22 protein-coding genes are annotated in these 22,306 nt (G+C 33.5%); 7 read left to right on the top strand and 15 right to left on the bottom strand.

What is annotated here, in order from left to right:
* Window positions 1–15: 15 nt before the first annotated feature.
* The 4 genes from V7719_RS13635 to V7719_RS13620 form a co-directional block, all read right to left on the bottom strand.
* The gene (locus V7719_RS13635) at window positions 16–777 is read right to left on the bottom strand and encodes a hypothetical protein (protein ID WP_335730481.1); all 762 of its coding nucleotides are present in this window, start codon (window positions 775–777) and stop codon (window positions 16–18) included.
* 230 nt (window positions 778–1,007) lie between these two features.
* Window positions 1,008–1,541, bottom strand: coding sequence for a 16S rRNA (guanine(966)-N(2))-methyltransferase RsmD (rsmD, locus tag V7719_RS13630; protein ID WP_335730480.1), 534 nt, complete (start codon window positions 1,539–1,541; stop codon window positions 1,008–1,010).
* On the bottom strand, window positions 1,541–2,350 hold the full coding sequence (locus tag V7719_RS13625; protein WP_335730479.1) for a DUF3822 family protein: 810 nt from the start codon (window positions 2,348–2,350) through the stop codon (window positions 1,541–1,543). Before V7719_RS13625 ends, rsmD begins: the two co-directional genes overlap by 1 nt.
* A 1-nt stretch (window position 2,351) precedes the next feature.
* Window positions 2,352–3,089, bottom strand: coding sequence for a hypothetical protein (locus V7719_RS13620; protein WP_335730478.1), 738 nt, complete (start codon window positions 3,087–3,089; stop codon window positions 2,352–2,354).
* A 207-nt stretch (window positions 3,090–3,296) separates the two neighbouring features.
* On the opposite strand from V7719_RS13620, the gene V7719_RS13615 reads away from it, so the two are divergent.
* From V7719_RS13615 to V7719_RS13585, 7 genes are read left to right on the top strand one after another with little or no spacing between them, the layout of a single operon-like run.
* Window positions 3,297–4,724, top strand: a complete 1,428-nt coding sequence (locus V7719_RS13615; protein ID WP_335730477.1) for an ATP-dependent DNA helicase — start codon at window positions 3,297–3,299, stop codon at window positions 4,722–4,724.
* Window positions 4,725–4,736: 12 nt separating this feature from the next.
* Window positions 4,737–5,303 carry a DUF4126 domain-containing protein gene (locus V7719_RS13610; protein WP_335730476.1) on the top strand — a complete coding sequence of 189 codons (567 nt, stop codon included), beginning with the start codon at window positions 4,737–4,739 and terminating at the stop codon, window positions 5,301–5,303.
* Window positions 5,304–5,349: 46 nt separating this feature from the next.
* Window positions 5,350–6,078, top strand: coding sequence for a 3-deoxy-manno-octulosonate cytidylyltransferase (gene kdsB / locus V7719_RS13605; RefSeq protein WP_335730475.1), 729 nt, complete (start codon window positions 5,350–5,352; stop codon window positions 6,076–6,078).
* Window position 6,079: 1 nt separating this feature from the next.
* On the top strand, window positions 6,080–6,784 hold the full coding sequence (locus V7719_RS13600) for an HAD family hydrolase (protein ID WP_335730474.1): 705 nt from the start codon (window positions 6,080–6,082) through the stop codon (window positions 6,782–6,784).
* The gene (locus V7719_RS13595) at window positions 6,784–7,404 is read left to right on the top strand and encodes a CatA-like O-acetyltransferase (protein WP_335730473.1); all 621 of its coding nucleotides are present in this window, start codon (window positions 6,784–6,786) and stop codon (window positions 7,402–7,404) included. Before V7719_RS13600 ends, V7719_RS13595 begins: the two co-directional genes overlap by 1 nt.
* A 47-nt stretch (window positions 7,405–7,451) precedes the next feature.
* Window positions 7,452–8,534 carry an iron-containing alcohol dehydrogenase family protein gene (locus tag V7719_RS13590; protein ID WP_335730472.1) on the top strand — a complete coding sequence of 361 codons (1,083 nt, stop codon included), beginning with the start codon at window positions 7,452–7,454 and terminating at the stop codon, window positions 8,532–8,534.
* Window position 8,535: 1 nt separating this feature from the next.
* The gene (locus V7719_RS13585) at window positions 8,536–9,084 is read left to right on the top strand and encodes a 1-acyl-sn-glycerol-3-phosphate acyltransferase (RefSeq protein WP_335730471.1); all 549 of its coding nucleotides are present in this window, start codon (window positions 8,536–8,538) and stop codon (window positions 9,082–9,084) included.
* Between the two features lie 8 nt (window positions 9,085–9,092).
* Here the strand turns inward: V7719_RS13585 and V7719_RS13580 are convergent, their stop codons facing one another.
* The 11 genes from V7719_RS13580 to V7719_RS13530 form a co-directional block, all read right to left on the bottom strand.
* Entirely contained in the window at window positions 9,093–9,698 is a 606-nt protein-coding gene (locus tag V7719_RS13580) for a peroxidase-related enzyme (protein ID WP_335730470.1), read from the bottom strand.
* 410 nt (window positions 9,699–10,108) lie between these two features.
* Window positions 10,109–10,573: a nuclear transport factor 2 family protein gene (locus tag V7719_RS13575; RefSeq protein WP_335730469.1), complete on the bottom strand. Its 465-nt coding sequence runs from the start codon at window positions 10,571–10,573 to the stop codon at window positions 10,109–10,111.
* Between the two features lie 150 nt (window positions 10,574–10,723).
* Window positions 10,724–13,069: a DUF349 domain-containing protein gene (locus V7719_RS13570; protein ID WP_335730468.1), complete on the bottom strand. Its 2,346-nt coding sequence runs from the start codon at window positions 13,067–13,069 to the stop codon at window positions 10,724–10,726.
* A 78-nt stretch (window positions 13,070–13,147) separates the two neighbouring features.
* The gene (locus V7719_RS13565; protein WP_335730467.1) at window positions 13,148–13,888 is read right to left on the bottom strand and encodes a shikimate dehydrogenase family protein; all 741 of its coding nucleotides are present in this window, start codon (window positions 13,886–13,888) and stop codon (window positions 13,148–13,150) included.
* The gene (locus tag V7719_RS13560) at window positions 13,885–14,901 is read right to left on the bottom strand and encodes a DUF368 domain-containing protein (protein WP_335730466.1); all 1,017 of its coding nucleotides are present in this window, start codon (window positions 14,899–14,901) and stop codon (window positions 13,885–13,887) included. The genes V7719_RS13565 and V7719_RS13560 overlap by 4 nt, the downstream gene beginning before the upstream one ends.
* Complete coding sequence (locus V7719_RS13555; RefSeq protein ID WP_335730465.1) at window positions 14,901–15,869, bottom strand: DUF368 domain-containing protein; 969 nt, start codon at window positions 15,867–15,869, stop codon at window positions 14,901–14,903. The genes V7719_RS13560 and V7719_RS13555 overlap by 1 nt, the downstream gene beginning before the upstream one ends.
* A 73-nt stretch (window positions 15,870–15,942) precedes the next feature.
* A complete protein-coding gene (locus tag V7719_RS13550) occupies window positions 15,943–17,289 on the bottom strand; it encodes a tetratricopeptide repeat protein (protein WP_335730464.1) in 1,347 nt (448 codons plus the stop codon).
* 224 nt (window positions 17,290–17,513) lie between these two features.
* The gene (locus V7719_RS13545; RefSeq protein WP_335730463.1) at window positions 17,514–18,695 is read right to left on the bottom strand and encodes an aspartate aminotransferase family protein; all 1,182 of its coding nucleotides are present in this window, start codon (window positions 18,693–18,695) and stop codon (window positions 17,514–17,516) included.
* Window positions 18,695–20,479 (bottom strand): OstA-like protein, encoded by a 1,785-nt coding sequence (locus V7719_RS13540; RefSeq protein WP_335730462.1) that lies wholly within the window; start codon window positions 20,477–20,479, stop codon window positions 18,695–18,697. The genes V7719_RS13545 and V7719_RS13540 overlap by 1 nt, the downstream gene beginning before the upstream one ends.
* 70 nt (window positions 20,480–20,549) lie before the next feature.
* Window positions 20,550–21,821 (bottom strand): adenylosuccinate synthase, encoded by a 1,272-nt coding sequence (locus V7719_RS13535; protein ID WP_335730461.1) that lies wholly within the window; start codon window positions 21,819–21,821, stop codon window positions 20,550–20,552.
* 9 nt (window positions 21,822–21,830) lie between these two features.
* Complete coding sequence (locus tag V7719_RS13530; protein WP_335730460.1) at window positions 21,831–22,286, bottom strand: Fur family transcriptional regulator; 456 nt, start codon at window positions 22,284–22,286, stop codon at window positions 21,831–21,833.
* Between the last annotated feature and the right edge of the window lie 20 nt (window positions 22,287–22,306).

The raw sequence follows: 22,306 nt of genomic DNA, 5'->3' as shown, positions 1-22,306 counted from the left end.
AAATTGATAATTTAATTAGTTAGAAGAAGGTGTGTAACTTAAATCTGGTCTAACATCTGCTTCAACCTGATCATATCTAGTTGTTAGTTTAATTACATTAAAAAATATTTCGCCTTTTTCATCACCAAAGATCTTGTCATTTTCTTGGCCTCCCATTGCAATTTCTACATCATCTTTACCAGAGATTGAAACCATGAAATAACTTTCTTCACTCCCAAATCCGCTATGATAGACATCATAACCATTTTTTATTCCTTTTGCTTCAAATAATTCTTTAACCTTTGACATTGCTTCTCGCATAGCTTTACCATTTTTTGGTGCATAATAAAGAAAATGATATTCTCTATGATTTTTACCATCCGTACTATAACCATCTGGTCTGTAAGATAAATTTGTATTATAATGTACTACAGCATTACTATGGGAGTCATAACATTGATTCATGTCGTCAAAAAGTTTGCTTGCTTCAGCTTCTCCCATTTTTTCAAATAGGCCAGCCATTGAGTTTTTGTCTAAGTCTGCCATGTTTTTAATAGGAGATACATATACGTATCTTCCGTCTTCAACACTAATGGCTGTCCAACTAGTTCCTGTAATAGCGTGCTTTACAAGGTTGTCTTTTAAGCTTTTTGCCAATTGTTCATATTGAGGCACCATTTCAAATTTCACATTGTCTGTGTGAACAGAGAACATGGTTGGTGCATCTTGAGCATTTACAAAATTTATTGCAAATACGACTGTAATAAGGAACAGTAATCCTCTTTTTAAAGTTTTCATAAAAATTGATTTAAGTTAATATGTTGATTGCATTAATAGCCTTATGCTTACCATATTAAAAAAAAGGGTAGTACTGTAAATCTGAGGGTAATCTGTGTAGGTTATTGTATGAGTCTAAACTCAGATGAAAGGAAGTGTAAGTTAGTTAAAAAAAATTATTAGGAATTTTACTACAAATAGATACTGGTATACCAATTCATTTTAGAGTATTTTCACAAAATCAAGTTGGTCTACTTGAAAAAGCTAAACATATTACCACCATAACTTTTAGAGTGGGAGTAATGTTCTAGGTGAGATAAATCAGTATGCTTTGAATGTTCAACAATCAGTAATCCTTCATTTTCCAATAATTCATTCTGAAATATTAGTTGTGGAATTTTAGCAAATGTTTCCGAAGGAAAGTCATAAGGCGGATCGGCAAAAATGATGGTATGTTTCTGCTGCGTTTTTTCTAAGAATTTAAATACATCACTTTTGATCGTGGAAATATTCATTTCAAAACTATCGGCGGTTTCATTAATAAATTTAATGCATCCATAATTCTCATCTACAGCAGTAATTTCTTCGGTACCTCGTGAAGCAAACTCATAACTTATATTACCTGTACCAGCAAATAAATCCAAAACCGAAATGTCCTCAAAATAATATTGATTATTTAAGATATTAAATAAAGATTCCTTTGCCATATCCGTTGTTGGTCTAACCGGAAGTTTTTTCGGAGCAGTAATTCGACGACCTTTAAATTGACCTGATATGATGCGCATTAGTTGAAACTATTTAAAATTATAAAATCGCTGTGATTCGCTTTTTTCTTTATTGTATCTTTAAATTTGAAATTGGTAAGAGGTTCTTCAAAAGTAACAAATCTGATGTATTTGTACAGTATTTCAAATAATTCATCATCTTTTTCTATACGACCAGTTAAAACTGTTTTTATGGTTTCTGGATTAGTTTTAAGTTGCTCAACTGTAAATAGAATATAATAGATGAAATCTTCCTTAGTTGTATATTCGAAAGTGTTATAGAAGACTAATTGTCCATCATTAATAGATACAATTTCAAATGTAGAAGTGTTTACATTTATGTACATCTTTTCCTCTTTGTCTTTAGAAGATAATTGTAATAAGGTATCTATAAGAATCGTAGATGAGTGCTTATAATCAAAACTACCGAAGGTGTCAAAGACATGATTATTGATATTTACCAATGGCACATACACATTCATGCAATTGCCAGAGACTATTGTATCGTAGCTTAGATAATCGGTTTTTAAGATTTTGGCATTAAACTTTAGATAGTCGGCCAGATTATTTTCATCAAATAAATCTTTGGGCACAAGACACGATAATTCATTTTGGTAAATGCATACTACCGAATCAAACGACTGTTCAAAGTCTGAATTAGAATCAATAGCTGTTTTTACCTCATTGAGCAATTCAAACGGTGTTGCTTTTTTATCGAGCTGAATGGTATTGAGTAACTCAATAGTATTAGTAGTACGATTTAGAATGCAAAAAGAAAGTCCACTCAAACTAATTTGAATGGACAGTGCTTTTATACTATTATGTTTCACTTTAGTGTTTACTTAAGTTTCCAGGCCAGTTTCCACCAGTTTCAGCTTCTTCCATTGAACCAACTTTTAATTTTGGTCCACGAACGCCATCAACAGACATCACTTCCTTTTCTTTATTAACCAAGTTTTTATCTTGGTCATGTAATATCACATCTTTATCAACCCATGCTTCAAAAACTGAAATACCACTGTCATCTAACTTACCAGCTTTTAACTGAAATTTAGCTCCTGCCGGACCAATACCTTCAGGAAGATTCATTATAGTTTTGTAGCGCGTGTCTGCACCAAAAAGAGAATCCCTAACAGGAACAAATCCTAAAGTATCAATTATAACGATATCTCTTGTTGTTTCAACACCACCAAAACGAGCTGTTAAATCTGCATCAATGACCGTAGAATCTTTACGTTGTGTAATTGTGAATTTTGCTGTATCAATAAACTTTATTAAATCATCAAAGTTTCCAGCAAATTCTTTATTAACAGTTCTATGAGCTAATTGCGCATCTCTAATGTCTTTCAATTTAGTGATTACTATTTTGTAGCGATCTTCTCTAAGTTTATTAAACTGCATTTCACCATAAACAGACATGAACGTTATATATCCTAAAAAGACAATAAGAGCCCATAATAATATGTTTAAAATTGGCTTAGCCTTTTTAGGCACAAATTTATCAATCAACCAAACGATACCAATTGTAAGTAAAATAAGACCTACAATAACAAGGAGTACTTTTAACATAGTTAGTTTTTTTATATTGTTTTTATGGAGTTACGCAAATCTACAATTTTTTTTTGTTCGCTAAAACATTGTAGACAAAAATCAATAACCGGTGAAAGATATAAAATTACTTTCAAATTCTATAACAAAATTTGTCTTCTAAAGACATAAAAAAATTAATGTATTAAATCTTATCTTGCGTTTCTAATTACTTTTTTAACCTTATTAATGACGCCATCTGACTTTTATAAATTGCTCATCTCAAAATTTCCGTTTGCCCCAACGATCAAGCAACTTGTTGCTTTAGAGCAATTAGCGCAATTTGTTTACGATGATTCACCAAATGCATTATACCTTCTTAAAGGGTTTGCTGGGACGGGTAAGACAAGTATTATTGGGACTCTGGTTTCTAATTTAGGGGAAACAAAAAAAAGTGCGGTTTTGATGGCGCCAACTGGTCGAGCGGCTAAAGTAATTTCAAATTACTCCAAGAAAGAGGCGTTCACCATTCATAAAAAGATATATTTTCCGAAGAAAGATAGCGGAGGAGGTGTCAAGTTTGTGATGCAACCTAATAAACATCGTAACACCATTTTTATCGTTGATGAAGCTTCAATGATACCAGATACTCCCGCCGATTCTAAGAATTTTGAAAGTACATCCTTATTAGATGACTTGATGACTTACGTGTATTCTGGTCATAAGTGCAAGCTTTTATTAATTGGAGACCAAGCACAATTGCCTCCCGTGAAATCTGATTTTTCACCAGCTCTAAATTCTGAAAAACTCGATTTAAACTATAATAAGAATGTCATCTCTATTGAACTTGATGAAGTCGTTAGGCAAAATCAAGATTCTGGAATATTGAGTAATGCCACACGAATACGAGATGTTTTGGAAAATGAATTTTATGAATCTTTTAAATTTAATCTCAATGGATTTACAGATATTATAAGATTGATTGATGGTTACGAAATTATGGACGCTATTAATGATTCCTATAGTGAGCATGGAAATGAAGAGACAGCTATAATCGTAAGAAGTAATAAACGTGCTAATCTTTATAACCAACAAATTAGAAATCGTATTTTATTTAATGAAAATGAATTAACTGTTGGTGATTTTTTAATGGTTGTTAAGAATAATTATTTTTGGGTTAAGCCAACATCAGAAGCTGGATTTATTGCCAATGGTGACATTATCCAAGTGTTGGAAATTTTTTCTATTACGACGCTTTATGATTTTCGTTTTGCTGAAGTAAAAGTTCAAATGGTAGATTATCCTAAAATGCAACCCTTCGAAACGGTTTTAATTTTAGATACTATTGAAGCAGAAACACCTTCGCTGACTTATGAGGATAGCAACAGATTGTATCAAGAAGTTCAAAAGGATTATGAAGATGAAACTTCTAAGTATAAAAAGTTTTTAAAGATTAAAGGTAATAAGCACTTTAATGCTTTACAGGTCAAATTTTCTTATGCGATTACTTGCCATAAATCACAAGGCGGACAATGGAATACCATTTTTGTTGAACAGCCTTATTTGCCTAACGGAGTTGACAGGGATTATATGCGTTGGCTGTATACTGCTGCAACAAGAGCTAAAGAAAAATTGTATCTTATTGGTTTTAGGGATGAGTTTTTTGAAGACGAATAAATACATCATAAAATGACAATAGAAACAATCATAAGTATATGTCTTGGAATAGGCTTATCGGCATCGGTAGGTTTTCGTGTATTCGTTCCACTTTTTGCTTTAAGCTTAGCTGCTTATTTTAACCTTTGGGAGCTCAATGACTCTTGGCAATGGATCGGCAGTTTAACTGCTGTTATAACGCTTGGAGTTGCAACGGTAATAGAGATTTTCGCCTATTATATTCCTTATGTTGATAATGTCTTAGATGCTATTGCAATTCCGTTGGCTACAATTGCTGGTATTGCAGTTATGGTTTCTACGGTTGCCGATTTAAGTCCAGTGTTTACTTGGGCTTTAGCCATAATTGCTGGAGGAGGAACAGCTGCTGCTGTTGCAGGAGGCTCTGGAGCTACACGATTAGCGTCTACAGCTACTACAGGAGGAATTGCTAACCCTTTAGTGTCAACAGTAGAAACAGGAACTTCAGTCGTCATGTCAATCGTTTCATTGTTTATACCTGTTTTGGCATTTATTTTGGTGCTTATCATTTTGTATCTCATTTTTCGTGTTTATAAAAAGATTAGGGGTAAACACTCTTAATTTCTATTAAAAGTTTTATTTTTGATACTCTAGCAATTTTCACCAAATGAAGATAATATCAATGATTCCTGCACGTTATAGTGCGTCCCGTTTCCCAGGGAAACTTATGCAAAACCTTGCAGGGAAATCCGTTATTTTGAGAACGTATGAAGCCACAGTAGCGACGAAGCTATTTGATGATGTCTACGTGGTTACAGATAGCACCATTATTTTCGATGAAATTACTTCCAATGGTGGAAAAGCCATAATGAGTAAAATGGAACATGAGTCTGGCAGTGATCGTATTGCAGAAGCTGTTGAAAACCTTGATGTCGATATTGTTGTTAATGTTCAAGGTGATGAACCTTTTACAGAACGTGAAAGCCTAGAAAAAGTATTGGAAGTGTTTAAGGATGATCACGATAAAACGATCGATCTAGCATCACTCATGGTTGAAATTCATGATTGGGATGAAATTAGTAATCCTAATACAGTTAAGGTCATTGTAGACCAAAACAACTTTGCCTTGTATTTTTCTAGAAGTCCGATACCATTCCCTAGAGATAAAGGTCCAGGCACACGGTATTTTAAACACAAAGGGATTTATGCCTTCAGAAAAGAAGCCTTGTTGGATTTTTATAAACTTCCAATGCAATTTATTGAAGCTACTGAAAAGATTGAGTGTATCAGATATTTAGAATACGGAAAGCGTATTAAAATGGTAGAGACAACTGTAGAAGGTGTAGAAATTGATACACCTGAAGATTTGGAACGTGCTAAAAAACTTTGGAAATAATTTGAATACAGATTACCAACATATAAAAGTCATTGGTTTTGATGCAGACGACACGCTATGGGTTAACGAAACCTATTTTCGTGATGCTGAGTTAGAATTTGCCAAATTATTGGCACCATATGAAACAGCCAATAAAATAGATCAGGAACTATTTAAAAAGGAAACAGAAAATTTGCCTTTATATGGTTATGGAATCAAAGGTTTTGTGTTATCAATGGTCGAAATGGCTATCGAAATCTCAAATGGGTCGGTTTCAAATGAAACGATTACTAAGATATTGAATATTGGTAAGGATATGCTAAATAAGCCTGTTGAACTGCTAGATAGCGTTGAAGATACCTTAAAGGGTTTGTCAAAGACCTATCGATTAATCTTGGTAACTAAAGGTGATTTACTAGATCAAGAACGGAAATTGGAGAACTCTAATTTAACGTCTTACTTTCATCATATAGAAGTGCTGAGCGATAAGAAAGAAGTAAATTATTCTAGATTATTAGATCATCTAGATATCAATCCATCTGAGTTTTTAATGGTTGGAAATTCTTTAAAATCTGATATTTTACCATTAGTAAATATTGGAGCAGAAGCGATACATGTTCCTTTTCATACCACTTGGTTGCATGAGCAGGTCAATGAAAATGAATCAAAACAAAAGGAATATAAGACGATAACCAGTTTATCTGACTTAAAAGCAATATTGAATTAGTGGAAGTTATTAATACAAATACATGGAAGCGTAAGCAGCATTATGATCATTTTAGAACTTTAAAAGATCCGTTTTTTGCTGTAACCATTCCATTTGATGTCACAAAAGCATACCAATTTGCTAAGAGTAACCAAGTGTCTTTCTTCGGAAAGTATTTGCACGATTGTATGAAAGCGATTAATGCTATAGATGAACTAAAGATTAGAATTGTTGAGAACGAGGTGATTCGGTATGATATCATACATGCTTCGGCAACATTGATGCGATCTGATAAAACTTTCGGGTTTTCATATATCGAATTTAATGAAGATTTGAAACAGTTTTTAGCCAATATAGATGCAGAGAAAAGCAGAATTGAAACCACGGGAGCATTGTTTCCGTTGCGAAATGATTTAGAATGCATTCATTGTTCAGCAATGCCATGGTTAGATTTTTCTGGACACAAAGAACCAGTTTCTGGAAATTTAGAGTCAGTTCCTAAGCTTGCATTTAGTAAAATGGTTCAAAAAGAAGACAAGCGTATTATAATGAATGTTGCTATAAATGTCAATCATGCATTGGTTGATGGCTATCACATTGGATTATTTTCCGAAAAATTTCAACATTATTTAAATAAGTAAAGATAAATCCAACTATGTTTTTATTTTTGTTACACGAAGACGAATAAATGAGTTATAAAAATTATCCAATGGTGTCCAGAATTGTATTTGGACGAGGCAGTTTTAATCAGTTAGGTGACATTTTGGCACCTAAGCGATTAAATAGAAAAGCACCATTTATATTTTTGGTTGACGATGTTTTTAAAGGTAATTCTGGGTTGACCTCAAGAATACCAATTGCTTACGACGACCAACTTTTGTATGTTTCTGCAGATAATGAACCAAAAACAGATCAAGTTGATGAATTGGTTGAACAGATTATTTTAAACCATAAAGATCGACCTTCTGGTATTATTGGTATAGGAGGAGGAACTATTCTTGACCTAGCCAAAGCGGTAGCAATAATGCTTGCTAATGAGGGCGAAGCTAAAGATTATCAAGGCTGGGACTTAGTGAAAAACCCTGCGATTTATCATGTAGGCATTCCAACAATTTCGGGTACTGGAGCAGAAGTGTCCAGAACGACGGTTCTTACAGGCCCAGAAAAAAAACTTGGAATTAATTCTGATTACACACCTTTTGACCAAGTTATTTTAGATCCAGAACTGACTAAAGGCGTTCCTGAAGATCAATGGTTTTATACTGGTATGGATTGCTATATTCATTGTATTGAATCACTTAACGGAACATTCTTAAATGCATTTAGTCAGAGCTACGGAGAGAAAGCTTACGAACTCTGTAAAGATATTTTCATGAATGGTTCACTTTCCGAAGAAGAAGCACAAGACAAATTGATGATGGCTTCTTGGCATGGTGGAATGAGCATTGCTTACTCTCAAGTTGGTGTTGCGCATGCGATGAGTTACGGACTATCATATCTCCTCGGAACAAAGCATGGTATTGGTAATTGTATCGTTTTTGATCATCTTGAAGAGTTTTATCCAGATGGTGTAAAGCTTTTTAAAACTATGAAAAAGAAGCATAACATCCATTTGCCTCAAGGTATTTGTGCGCATCTACATGACGATGAGTTAGATATAATGATTGACGTAGCCTTGGGCTTGGAACCATTATGGGAAAATGCCATTGGTAAAAACTGGAAACAAGTCATTACAAGAAGTAAACTAAAAACGCTCTATCAAAAAATGTAATATGCGATGGCTAGCTCGATTTATCTACTTTAAAATTTTGGGATGGAAAGTCACTGGAAACACGACTTTTTCAAAAGACTCTATAAAAAAGGCAGTTATTATTGCTGTTCCTCACACGAGTTGGCATGATTTTTTTATAGGTATACTCCTCCGTAAAGTGTCTAATGTGAAAACTAATTTTGTTGGAAAAAAAGAATTGTTCAAATGGCCCTTTGGTTACTATTTTAGGGCAGTTGGAGGGGCAGCTTTAGACAGAACATCTGGTCAAAACAAAGTTGAAGCTATAGCAAACCTATTTGAAGACAAAGATGAATTTAGATTAACTTTAGCTCCAGAAGGTACTCGGAAAAAAGTAAAAGAATGGAAGACAGGTTTCTATTATATTGCGAAAACAGCAAAAGTGCCAATTATCATGTTTACTTTAGATTTTAAAAATAAACAGAATCATATTTCTGAACCTTTTTACCCAACAGATAATTCAGAAGCCGATTTTGAATATATGAAATCATTTTACAAAGGTGTTATAGGTAAAAATCCTGAGAATTCTTAGTATTCATATTATTTATGACTCCATGAACTTTCATCATCTTTATTATTTGGAGATAATCCTAAAGTTTCATTATCATAATTCACACCTAATCCTAACACCGTTCTATTTGCATAATTGAAATAAGCAACTACTTGGTTGATCTCTAAAATTTCGCCATCAGTGACACCTAAGTCTCTTAATTTTTTGATGTTGTCTTCTGTAATACTGTTCGCTTTTAACGTCAAGTTTTTTGTGTAATCAATGATGTTTAGCTCTTTTTCATTTAGAATTTTATCCAATGAATCATTTTCTATATGAAATTTCAAAATATTTGCTTTTTCCGAATCGTTTAAAAAACGCTTCATCCCTTCAAAATGATGCTTGTAACAATAGTCGCAATCATTGATGAAACTTGTATATGTGCCTAAAAATTCTAAAAACCAATTAGGATATGTGTTATTGGAATGATGCAATGTGTTTTTATAAATACTCATATGACCTACAAGTGTATGAGGACGTAAACTATGTATGCTTAATACATTGTCAATTTGATTATTTGGTCCTTTAATTTTATCGTATATCGATTTTAATTTACCTGTTGCTTGATTAAATGGAATGACTTTTATCCAGCTCATAATATTTACTTTTAAGTTTTATCTTTTTATCTGTACACAAATTTTAAAACGCTCCAATCTTAATCTTCTGCTACAACTTTCACGCCGACCACTTCATCTAATTCTTTTAGTGCTTTGCAGAATTCATGGATAAAATTTACCGATTTCTTTTTTAAGCCTGATAACTCTGTGATCCCTTTTGGTAAAAATTCAAACAAACTAAAATAATGTTTTAGAGTATTATAAAATAGAACTGTATAGTCCTGAGTTCATCTAAAAATATTTATCACAAAATGACGATTTTGGCACGCATTTTGAACTATTAAAGGTGTAGTGAGTACTGAAACATAAAGTAAACTATTCGTCCCTAAAAAGAAACAGTATTGACTATTACAAAAGCTACTTGAGACCATCTCAAGTAGCTTTTTGTGTTATAAGGTTTCTTCTGATTTTGTTAAGAGGTAGTTTGTCTGCTTATTTAGTTTTTTCTTAAAGAATCCGGTTCCTCCTAGCAATAGGCCTTTAAAACCAAGGGCTTGTTTTGCCCAGTGATGCAGATTGAAATCATCTGTGTGTTTGCTAATTTTACCATCTTTAAATTCAAAATGCGCAGCAATTTTATTATGTACTTTTCGTCCAGTTTTACTAAATGTATAAAAGGCTTCCCATTTTGCATCCCCAGAGTTTTCATTGGCCTGGATGTCATAAAAAACCACTTTAAAATCTTTGTCTTTTTGTGATCTGCATAACATGCGCCACATATTTTTTACACGTTCTCCTTTTAACACACCAAATGCGGGGTCTTCAAAAACGATATCATCGTGATAGCAGGAGGCCATGGCTTCGGCATCCAATTCGTTAAAGGCTTTGTAAAATTTCCCTAAAAGATCATCCATTTTTTAAAGTTAGTGAATATTCTTCTATAAAACTGTAAAGTATAATAGGCGTAAGTAGAGTTGTAGTGATAAAATTGATTGGAAGATTGCTATGTAAAAGACAAAAGACCATCATTGCTGATGGTCTTTTATTTTAAGTTAGATATGTAATTAATACATACTCTTAATCTTCCTTAATTTTTGTTCCAAAATAGATAAGCCATTTTTCTGTGCTTCAATATTTTTTATCACATCTCTAACCAAAGGATTACTTTCATCTACGTTAGAGAAAAACTGCATGTTATTTTCTAGTTGATTAATCTCTCCTTTTATTTCGGTAATTTTCTTTCTAATAAAATTCTGTTCGTTATCTAATAACCTTGTGTCATTTGGTTGTGATAAGCTTTCTAGTTTGTTTTCAAACTTGATCATTTCTAATTTAGCCTTATCCATATCAAGCTTATCAAATAGAACGTCTAAGGCTTTATTGAATTTCCCATCGATATAACGTTTATTAGATGGTACATGGCCAACGGCTTTCCATGCCGCGATCTTTTCTTTAATCACTTGAATGTCCTTTTCAGGCTCTCCAGATAGTGTCAATGCTTTGACTTCTTCTAACATAGAAGATTTTTGCTCGTAAGCTACCATCAACTCTTTATTAGCTTCGTTACGTTCTGCGTGAAGTCTATCAAAATAGGCATTACAAGCACCTTTAAATTGTTTCCAAATTTTATCGCTATCTTTTCTAGGGACATGACCAATATTTTTCCAATCGTTTTGGATTTTCTTCATCAAAGCTGTCGTCGCTGTTAAATCTTCATTGTCCTTGTTATCAAGTGCAATTTGAATTAAAGCTTTCTTTTTATCCAGATTATCGAATTGGTCTTTTTTGAGGTTTTTATAGAATGCGTTTTTGCTTCTATTAAAATTTCTTACTGCTCCTTTAAATTTTGCCCAAGTAGCTTCATTTACTTTCTGAGGAACTCTACCTGCATTGAAAAATTCCTCTCTTAGAGTTTCAATGGTTTTAATTTTATTTTGCCATGATTGGTGCGAACTAGAAGTGTCTGCAGCAATGTCTTCAATTTTAATTATAATTTCCTCTTTGCGCTCTAAGTTTTTCTCACGCCCTTTGTCAAGACTTACATAGTAAGCTTGGCGCTTGTCATGTATTGTTTTTGTGGCATTGCTAAAACGCTCCCAAATTACTTCTCTGTGTTCTCTTGCAACTGGACCTAAATCTTCCTTCCACAGTTTATGCAATACTTGTAACTCTCTAAACGAACGATTTATATTATCATCTTTTGCCAATTCTTCAGCACGTTCGATGATTTTTGTCTTTTGGTCAAGATTATGCTTAAAATCCATATCGCGTAAATCACGATTGAGATGTAAATAATCGTAGAAAATTTCAACTTGATGATGATAAGAATTCCAAGCGTTATTATAACGATCTCTAGGAATTGGTCCTGCATATCGCCATTGTTCTTGTAAATCCTTAAAATGCTTATAAGTTGTGTTTATGTTCTCTTCTGCATTGATAAGACCTTTTATATCTTCAATAATTTGAATGCGTTTCTCTAGATTACCTTTCAAATTATTTTCACGCTCTTTATAGTAGGCGCTTAAATTATTTCGGTAAGTTTTATATGCACTATTGAATTGTTTTTTGACAGGAGACGAGTAGTAAAAATCTATCTCGCTTCCACCTTCGCTTAAAAACTCTTCCTTTTTCTCTTCAAGTATGGCGTCAAATTTTGAGTTAAACTCAGATTTGATTTCATCAACTTGTGATTTTATATTTTGAATTTTATGATTCTCTAAAAGCTGTTCTAACTCAATAGTTAGTTGCTCCATAGACATTGCATGGTAGTCTTTTGTCTCTAATTCGTGACGCTCAACATTGGTTTCGTCTTCTGCATCTTCGGCATTAGATTCTTCAATTTCTTCAACGTGGGCATCAGCTTTTTTAGTAGATTCTTCAATTGTATCAGTTATGTCGGCTGTTGCTTCAATTGTCTCTTCTTGAATTTCTTCGGAAACAGATTCAGTTTCTTCTGCAGTTTCTTTAACGTTCTCTTGAGTTTCAGCTACTTCTTCAATAACTTTTTCAACGTTCTCTTCAGTTTTTGTTGCTCCTTCAGTAGTTTCAACTGTTTCTTCTTGAATTTCTTCAGAAACTGATTGAGTTTCTTCTACAGTTTCTTCAGTAACTTGCTCAACGTTCTCTTCAACTTCAGATGTTTCTTCAGTAGTTTCAACTGTTTCTTCTTGAGTTTTTTCGGAAACTGATAGAGTCTCTTCTACAGCTTCTTCAGTAACCTCCACAACGTTCTCTTCAACTTCGGATGCTTCTATAACCTCAGTAGCTTCAGGTGCTTTTTGAGTGCTTTCAGTTGCCTCTTCAGAAATTGATTCCGATGATGTGTTTATTTCATCAAGAGTTTGAGGTATTTCATTAGTTTTTAATTCGGTGTTTCCATCTGCTTCTGGCAGGTTTTCCTTCTTAGACATTTTCCAATGTTTTTGTGTTAGGGCGCTAATATACTAACAAGCGACTGATTTACAAAGAAGATATGTTATTTAGAAACTCTAAAAGGTTGAATTCCATATTTTCCAAGCCTTTTCTGCTTGAAAGACTAACATTTGATACCCATTAGTGGTTAGTGCTCCTCGTTGTTTGCCAAGTTGTAAAAACTTGGTTTCCTCTGGGTTATAGATTAAGTCATAGAGTAGGTGCTGGCTTGAGATGCCTTCATATGGAATATCTGGATAAACATTGATATTTGGATGCGTGCCTACTGGCGTGCAATTGATAATAACAGTATACTCTTTTATATCGTCTATTGTCAGACTTTCATATGTGAATTTCACACCATTCTTTAAACTTCTCGAGACATAATCAAACTCTATTTTTAACTTTTTTAGCGTGTAAGCTATGGCTTTAGAAGCGCCACCTGTCCCCAAAACTAAAGCTTTTTTGTGATGCTTTTTAAGTAAGGGTTTGATTGTTTTTTTAAATCCGTAGTAATCCGTATTGTAACCTTTTAATTTTCCGCCAAATGAAACAGTTATGGTATTTACGGCACCTATTATTTTTGCTTTTTTATCCAGTTTATCTAGATACGGAATAATTTGCTCCTTGTAAGGGATAGTCACATTAAAACCAACAATATCAATATTATTTTCTACTAATGGTTTGAATTCTGTAATATCTTCCATATCAAAATTCTCATAGGTAAAAGGACGTTTTTCAGATTTAAATTTCTTAGTGAAATACTCTTTTGAAAACGAGTAAGAAATATTTTTTCCAATTAATCCAAGTCTAATCATGAGATTTTTTTTGTACGTTGACCATACCATTCTAAAGCGAGTACGATTAATATTCCGAAGATAATATATGCAATAGCAATATAAGTTTCAGTTTGCAATTCTGGTAAAAAACGTTCGTAGTTTGAAACTATTTTTTCTCCTCTTGAATCCAATAAAAAACTTCCATCATCTTGTATTTGGTATAGGGTTTCCTTCCATGGCCAAACAACACCTAATGATCCAACAATAAAGCCAATTATAGAGGCTGTCGTGATACTTTTATAATGCTTTAACACATAGCTTAAAAGATGAGAAAACGTTACTAAGCCCGCAAAAGAGCCTAATGTAAACATCCCTAGTACCTTTAAAAGTCTCATGCGAATTTCATTATGTATAAAACTAAAATCGCCTGAAAAAACCTCGGAAAATGTATCGTATAATGCATTTACTGAATCTACTAATAACAGGACGTAATTACCAAGTATAATGAGAATGAATGAACCAGAAAACCCTGGGAGCGTCATTCCGGAAACACTTATGATTCCACAGAAAAATACAAAAATCAAATTGTCATTTTCCTTTGCTGGATCGAGGAAACTAATGGCTATACCAAGAGAAATACCTATAGCAAGTGAAAGAATGCTTTTATAGTTCCAGTCTTTAAAATCCTTGTTGATATAATAAATGGAACCGATGATCATTCCGAAGAACAAACTCCAAACATACAACTCAAAATTTTGAAGAAAATAGTCTAGAATTTTGGAAACACTAAAGTAACTTACAATCATTCCCAAGAACAGCAAGCTTAAAAACTTCCCATTAATATATCTGTAAAAACTTTTAAAGCGACCATTAACAAGTAGTTTTAAGGCGGTTTTATTGATACGTTGTAAGGAATAAATAAACTCTTCGTAAAAGCCGGCAACGAATGCAACAACACCTCCAGAAACACCAGGGACTTTGTTAGCTGCTCCCATGGCAAGACCTTTAATAAGCAAAAATATGCGGTCTTTAAGAGTTCTTGTGCTTTCCATTAGGCTTCAGGCTTTTTGTTTCCGAAATATTCAAGAATTAAAATGGTTGCAAACCCAACGCCTACTACCGCTATGGCAGTTATAATTTGTGGATCACCAATATAAGCGTTAGGTAGAATACTTTTATCTAAAACGGTGACTTCAATCCCTTCAGAATTGATTCGTGTTTTTAGGATTTCTTTCCAAGGCCAAATCTTATTTAGCGATCCAATCATAAATCCGGTTAGTATCGCCAATATTAGATTCTTTTGGTGTTTGAACATCCAATTTAATAGTTTAGAAAAGACTTTTAAACCTATTACTGCTCCAATACCAAGTAGAAAAAACTTGAGTAAGGCATCTTTGAATAAATCAAAATTTCCTGTTGTTAATCCTTCTATGAGGTTATTTACAGTATTAATTGCTGTTTCATAAGCGCCGAGAATCAATAAAATAAATGCTCCAGAAACTCCAGGTAAAATCATAGCGATAATAGCTATAAATCCACAAAACAAAAGATACATTGAGCTATCTGTAGAAGCAAATGGTTCTGCTAGCGTAATAAAATAAGACACTATTGATGTTATAATTATCGCCAAAATAATTTTTGGCGACCAATTTTTAATTTGCTTAGCGATATATAAAACACTCGCTAAAACCAATCCGAAGAAAAATGACCACAATAAAATGGGTTCATTATGTAATAGATGTTTTATAAGTTTTGCTAATGATAAAATACTAATGGCTATTCCTGAGAATAAGGCCAATAGAAAAGTACCGTTTATAGAATTCCAAGCCGTTTTAAAACCTTCTTTCTTCCATGTTTTGAACACGCCAAAGTTTAAATTATCTATGCTTTCAATAAGTTCTTCGTAAATACCAGAAATAAACGCGATTGTACCGCCAGACACACCAGGGACAACATCAGCGGCTCCCATAGCAATTCCTTTTAGTATGATGAAAAAGTAGTCTTTAAAACGTCTGTGCATGTTAATTTTAATAGCTAGCGTAAAGGTATGAAAAGGTATGTGTAATTTTTAACAAAAGAAAAGAATTAATGCACTACTTTTTAGACTCTAAAAGGATTTTTTGAATAGAAGGTTTTTGCAGAACTACTGGAAATAGTTCTTCAAGAATAAACTCATATTCACTATTGAGTAATAATGCATTTTTGAGATGATAATGTCCTTTACTACTTTCGTTTAGCGTAAAATGTAAACCAGCCAAACGGAATTCAATTTCTGCAGTTTCCGGGTGAAATTCAGCAGCTTGAATTAAATTTAAAACAGAAGCTTCATACTCTCCAAGCGCAATAAGAATGTCTGCTCTAGATAACCAGGTTTGTAACTCGTAATTTCCTAAATCCAATGTCTTTTTATAGCCACGCTCAGATTCTTCAAGAAAATTAAGTCTATGATTAATTTGAGCATATAATTTCCAATAGATTACATTTTCAGCATCGATATTAATAGCTTTATTGATATAGAATAAGGCTTTTTGATAGTTCCTCTTTTTATTATAAAATTTCGTGATGGCTATCCAACCTTTATCTAGTAGTGGATCTTCATGTACTGTTTTATAGAAATACTGAACAGCCAAATCGTCTTCACCTAATTTTTCATGACAATAGCCTATTCTCAATAGTGCAAAAGATGTAGGTTCCTCTAAAGCTAGAGTTATTTTATAATTTTCTATGGCTTCTTGATAATGCTTTTTCTTTTCTAATACTTTTCCTTTTTCTAGATAGGCTCCAACAAAACTGTCGTCTGAAATTATAGCAAAGTCGAAAGCTGCTAAGGCTTTATCATAATCCTTTATTGTGAAATACTGACGACCTAATTGGTGCCATGCAACTTCGCAATACGGGTTTTGATCTAAATAGTAGTTGAGGAATGTTATCGCATCTTCATTTTCATTTAAATAGTCATAACAGTAAATGGCATTGTACAAAGCTGAATAATCTTCTAAATCGATTTCAAGGCATCTCTTGAAGTAAATTTTAGCGTTTTCAAATTGATCTAGAAATAGATATTCCATGCCAATCAACGCATATAAATCACTAAGACCTTCATCATCACTAGATAAATCTAAAGCAATTAATAAAGTATTTACAGCCTTTTCATGCATATCTTGTTTAGACAATACATTGGCTTTCTGAATAAATATTTCTTCATTAGTTGGTTCTAGAGTATGAATTTCATCTAATAGCTTATCTGCTTCTTCAAACTTATTTTCTAAAATAAAAAGTTCAGTTTGAAATAATTTTAAGTTAATAGAAGTTGGGTGTTGATCAAGCCCTAATTTGACAGCTTTCTTTGCCAAGGCAATCTTGCCAATTTCGAGATAATGGTGGATGATGTTTTCAAATTCTGCAGAATCAAAAAACAAAACACTATTGGTCTTGAGCATTGACTCGAATTTTGTAAGCGATATTTTGTTGTTCTCTCCAGGTAGACCAAACTCCATAAGCAAGTTGCGTTATTGTTTAATAAAAGTACTCTTATCGATTAAAAATTTTGAATTTCAAGTTTAATGTTTTCAACAAAATAATTAACAGTTAGAGCAAAGATTAAGATGACTGCGCTTTAAGTTTTATAAATCAGTCATTTAATAGATTAGGTAAGTAGCATAAACTATGCCGAAATAGAATCTAAAACTCGAATAATGATGTGACAACCTTTAATGATTTCATCATTTGAAATGGTCAAAGGTGGCGTAATCCTGATGGCTTTTGGTTCAAAAAGCAACCAAAATAGAATTAATCCTTCATCCTGACATCTTAAAACCACTTCATTTGTCACTTCAGCAGAAGGTGTCATGACAGCTAACATTAATCCGCGTCCTCGAATTTCAGTAATCAAAGAATGTTGCAAAAGTTTACGAATCAATTGCTCTTTTGCTAAGGTTTGAGCGATTAAACCGCTTTCTGTTATTTCTTGTACAGTAGCCAATGCAGCAGCTGCAATTACTGGATGGCCACCAAAAGTTGTTATGTGACCTAGCTTAGGATGGTCTTGAAACAGGTCCATATATTCAGTAGAAGATGTAAATGCACCAATTGGCATTCCGCCACCTAAACCTTTTCCTGTGACCAAAATATCTGGTATGCAGTTGTAAAGTTCAAAACCAAAGAGTTGTCCTGTACGACCGAATCCTGATTGTATTTCATCCAGAATCAATAGTGCACCAACCTTATCACATTGTTCACGAACTTTTTCAAGATATCCATCTTTTGGTTCAATAAATCCAGCGCCTCCTTGAATGGTTTCCAGTATTACAGCAGCGGTATGAGTTGTGATTTGTGATAATTCTTCCGGAGCATTAAAATTGATAAACTTTACATCTGGAATTAAAGGTCTAAATGCACGTTTACGTTCTTCATAGCCCATTACACTCATAGAGCCCATTGTATTGCCATGGTAGGCATTATTTGCAGCAATAATTTCACTTCGTCCAGTAACACGTCGTGCTAGTTTGAGTGCACCTTCAATAGCTTCGGTGCCTGAGTTAGTGAGATACGTTTTTTCTAAGCTCTTTGGAAGGTGAGTCGCTAATAGTTTTGCTAATTCTACTGCGGGTTGTTGGATATATTCACCATAAACCATCACATGTAAATAGCGATCCAATTGCGCTTTAATGGCATTAACAACTCTTGGATGTTTATGTCCTAAACTACATGCTGAAACTCCTGCAACAAAGTCTAAATGCGCTTTTTGATTTTCGTCATAAATATAAGAACCTTCAGCATGTGAAATTCTCATAGCTAAGGGATGAGGAGTTGTTTGTGCTTGATATTTGAAGAAATCTTCGGTCATCAATTATCCTTTTTATTCACTAAAGGTATGTTTTGTTTTAGTGGTTTTTTCTTCTTTAAAGGTGTTGCTTTTTTAATAAGTCTTCTGCCAGCTTTATTGACTTCATCTTTATCCTTTTTGCCAGCCTCTTCTACGCGCTTCAATAAGCCTTCGTCAATAAATTCTTCATCTTCGACATAAGGTTCTAAACCTTTTATCTTCGGAAGAACTAAAGGCGGATCATCTTTAAATAAATCTTCAACGCTTTGAGGTTTTTCTTCACCTCTCCAGTCAAATCCTCGAAACTTTCTAGCATTCTTCGGAAATTGTGATTCTGGAAATATATCACCATCAACCTGATTAATTAGAGTGACAATCTTATAGGATCCATCAAACTGAAGATTGATATTTCCCGATTTTGATTTATTGATACCAAACAAGCTATCCTTATCATCCCTAGAATAGAAAATGATTTCAGCATTTTTGATGATGTCTACATTGTAAAGTTCATTATCCTTAAATAAACCGATTAATCTCTGACCCTTAATTTGATTAAAGCCATCGCCGAGCGAGTCTTTACTTATGATAAAGGCATTATTAAAAACTTTTAAGGAATCTAATTCTTCTTTTTCGACATTAGAAATAAGATGAATGGAATCTCCTGTCATTTGATTGCCAAGATTCCAGATTACAGGTCGACGACTAACCGAATAAGTGTCTCCAGTAGCAAATCGCTTGAGATTTATAAATTGCGTTAAACCTGATTTATGGTCGGCATGAATAGAATCTGCTTTTCCACTCATATCACTTTTATACATCTTGGCATTATAATAGGCTCTGGTAGTACGATGCTCAGGTTTTCCAGTAACCATCAAAGTATCTGCATGAATGTATAATGAATCATTTTCTTGAATCGTAATCGCTAAAGCTCGTTTGGTAATAAACACAGAATCTTTGGCTCTAAAAACTTCAGCATAATGACCTTTAACAATGCTTTTATTTATTGTATCAGTTACTTTTATATTATTGGTAGCCGAAACGAAACTTCTATTCCTATCAAAATAAATACTATCGCCTTCGACTTCTCGATTATCATAGTCTACCTTAGAATTCTTTACGAAGTAACCTAAATCTTTTTTGGTATCATAAAAACCGCGTTCAGTATACACTTTACTAGTTTCACCAATAATGGTTGATGGCCCATACATATAAGCATGTCCAGTTTCAGAATAAAAATCAAGTTGATTGGTTTCTAAGGTATATTCAGGATTAACTAGCACCACATCTTTTAGGAATCGGTATTTGCTTTCTTCCATATAGAAACGACCTATCTGACTGGTAATTGTTCCTGAAGAGTCTCGAACTACTTTTCCCTTATTTTCATAATAGGCTTGCTGTTTGGTTCTATCAAAATAAAGCGTATCTGTTGTTAATGTCGATTGTGGTTCTGTTAAAACAACATCACCAGCAGCAAAAGCTAGTTGGGTAATACCACTATACTCAACATACTTAGATGTCATATTAATGGTATCGCCTTGTTTCACTCGAACATTACTAAAGGCTTCAATAAAATCTTCATCCTGATAGTAAATAGCCTTATCACACCACATGTCAACACCTTCATGAACGATGTGAATTTGACCTTGATCACTACGCACAAAAGTAGTAACGTTATCACCTTTAAGCGTATCTCTAACAGTAAAACCAGAATATTCTATAAAGATTCGTTTTGGTTGTTGCGAATAAGCGAGTAGTGTTGAAAAACAACAGACAATAATGAGAAAATATCTAAAACTTAGATTCAAGGTTATATGTTTTGCTCCAAAAATAACTATTATCTCTTCGGAATAGTATCCCTTAACAGATTTTTAATACCTATCTATTGATGGTCTGTGTTCTATCCGGACCTACTGAAACAATAGTAATTGGAATCTCTAATTCTTTTTCAAGAAATTCGATATAGTCATTTAATTCTGAAGGAAACTCAGAGACATTTCGCATTTTGGTTAAATCTTCTTTCCAACCTTTAAAGTCTGTATAAATAGGAGAGACGTTCTCTTCTTCAATATTAAATGGTAAGTGTGTGATAGTTTCACCTTTGTATTTATATGCAGTACATATTTTTAAGGTTTTAAAACCAGAAAGCACATCGCCTTTCATCATACTTAATTGGGTCACACCATTAACTTGACATGCATATTTTAATGCCACAAGATCTAACCATCCGCAACGTCTTGGTCTTCCAGTAACGGCACCAAACTCACGACCAATGCGAGCCATTTCTGCTCCTGTATCATCAAACAACTCGGTAGGAAATGGACCAGAACCAACCCGTGTAGTATACGCCTTGAAAATCCCAAAGACTTCACCAATTTTATTAGGCGCTACTCCTAAACCTGTGCAAGCTCCAGAAGCAGTAGTATTAGAAGATGTTACAAAAGGATACGTTCCGAAGTCGATATCTAATAATGAACCTTGTGCACCTTCAGCTAGAATAGGCTTACCGTTTTTTAAAGCTTGGTTTAAATACTCTTCACTATCTATAAATTGTAGTCCTTTTAGACGTTCAACAGCAGAAAAGAATTCCTCTTCCATTTCTTTTAAATCATACTGAATATCTACATTGTAGAATCCAATCATTGCTTCATGTTTATTCGCTAAAGCTCTGTATTTGTCTTTCCAATTGTCAAGTTCTAAATCACCAATCCTAATTCCGTTACGACCAGTTTTATCCATGTATGTTGGTCCAATACCCTTAAGTGTAGAACCAATTTTTGCTTTCCCTTTAGATATTTCTGAAGCAGCATCCAATAAACGATGTGTTGGAAGAATAACATGCGCTTTTCTAGAAATTATCAAATTTGATTTATAATCTAAATTAAATTGATCTAGTCCATCTAATTCTTGTACAAAAACTACAGGATCTATGACCACACCATTTCCGATGACGTTTATGGATTCCTTGTGAAAGATCCCTGAAGGAATAGTACGCAGCACATGTTTAATTCCGTCAAATTCTAGAGTATGACCAGCATTTGGTCCACCTTGAAAACGCGCAATAATGTTGTAGTTGGAGGTGAGTACATCAACAATTTTTCCTTTGCCTTCGTCGCCCCATTGTAGTCCTAGTAGTAAATCTACTGCCATTGTATGAAATTAGTTAGTTGGTTTATTTTTTGTTCCGTAGAAATAAAGAGAATGATTAGAAATAGTGATATCAAAAACTTCTTCGATGGTCTTTTTTATTGTTTGAATTCTGGGGTCACAAAATTCGATAACTTCGCCAGTATCAGTCATAATCACATGATCATGTTGCTTGTCGAAGTATGATTTTTCATAATGTGCTTGATTTTGACCAAATTGGTGTTTTCTCACCAAGGCACATTCCATTAAGATTTCAATAGTATTGTAGAGCGTCGCACGACTCACGCGATAGTTTTTATTTTTCATTTTGATATATAAAGACTCAATATCAAAATGTTCTTCGCTATCGTAAATCTCTTGCAGAATAGCATAGCGCTCAGGTGTTTTTCTGTGACCTTTATCTTCCAAAAACTTTGTAAAAACGTTTTTTACAATCTCTTGGTTAGTCTGTTCTGTTTTTTTACTCATAATCAAGGCACAAATTTACA

The sequence above is a fragment of the Psychroserpens sp. genome (assembly GCF_036960315.1).
GTDB lineage: Bacteria > Bacteroidota > Bacteroidia > Flavobacteriales > Flavobacteriaceae > Psychroserpens.
This window is presented reverse-complemented; position numbering and strand designations above follow the sequence as displayed.

Excerpts from the sequence above, each read along its gene's own strand:
- V7719_RS13580 (WP_335730470.1), bottom strand. The coding sequence starts at position 9,698 with ATGAGCTGGATAAAAGTCATTCCATTTAATCAAGCAACAGGTAAATTA.
- V7719_RS13575 (WP_335730469.1), bottom strand. The coding sequence starts at position 10,573 with ATGGATGATCTTTTAGGGAAATTTTACAAAGCCTTTAACGAATTGGAT.
- V7719_RS13635 (WP_335730481.1), bottom strand. The coding sequence starts at position 777 with ATGAAAACTTTAAAAAGAGGATTACTGTTCCTTATTACAGTCGTATTT.
- V7719_RS13570 (WP_335730468.1), bottom strand. The coding sequence starts at position 13,069 with ATGTCTAAGAAGGAAAACCTGCCAGAAGCAGATGGAAACACCGAATTA.
- V7719_RS13550 (WP_335730464.1), bottom strand. The coding sequence starts at position 17,289 with ATGCTCAAGACCAATAGTGTTTTGTTTTTTGATTCTGCAGAATTTGAA.
- V7719_RS13535 (WP_335730461.1), bottom strand. The coding sequence starts at position 21,821 with ATGGCAGTAGATTTACTACTAGGACTACAATGGGGCGACGAAGGCAAA.
- rsmD (WP_335730480.1), bottom strand. The coding sequence starts at position 1,541 with ATGCGCATCATATCAGGTCAATTTAAAGGTCGTCGAATTACTGCTCCG.
- V7719_RS13565 (WP_335730467.1), bottom strand. The coding sequence starts at position 13,888 with ATGATTAGACTTGGATTAATTGGAAAAAATATTTCTTACTCGTTTTCA.
- kdsB (WP_335730475.1), top strand. The coding sequence starts at position 5,350 with ATGAAGATAATATCAATGATTCCTGCACGTTATAGTGCGTCCCGTTTC.
- V7719_RS13585 (WP_335730471.1), top strand. The coding sequence starts at position 8,536 with ATGCGATGGCTAGCTCGATTTATCTACTTTAAAATTTTGGGATGGAAA.
- V7719_RS13590 (WP_335730472.1), top strand. The coding sequence starts at position 7,452 with ATGAGTTATAAAAATTATCCAATGGTGTCCAGAATTGTATTTGGACGA.
- V7719_RS13530 (WP_335730460.1), bottom strand. The coding sequence starts at position 22,286 with ATGAGTAAAAAAACAGAACAGACTAACCAAGAGATTGTAAAAAACGTT.
- V7719_RS13560 (WP_335730466.1), bottom strand. The coding sequence starts at position 14,901 with ATGGAAAGCACAAGAACTCTTAAAGACCGCATATTTTTGCTTATTAAA.
- V7719_RS13615 (WP_335730477.1), top strand. The coding sequence starts at position 3,297 with ATGACGCCATCTGACTTTTATAAATTGCTCATCTCAAAATTTCCGTTT.
- V7719_RS13620 (WP_335730478.1), bottom strand. The coding sequence starts at position 3,089 with ATGTTAAAAGTACTCCTTGTTATTGTAGGTCTTATTTTACTTACAATT.
- V7719_RS13555 (WP_335730465.1), bottom strand. The coding sequence starts at position 15,869 with ATGCACAGACGTTTTAAAGACTACTTTTTCATCATACTAAAAGGAATT.
- V7719_RS13610 (WP_335730476.1), top strand. The coding sequence starts at position 4,737 with ATGACAATAGAAACAATCATAAGTATATGTCTTGGAATAGGCTTATCG.
- V7719_RS13545 (WP_335730463.1), bottom strand. The coding sequence starts at position 18,695 with ATGACCGAAGATTTCTTCAAATATCAAGCACAAACAACTCCTCATCCC.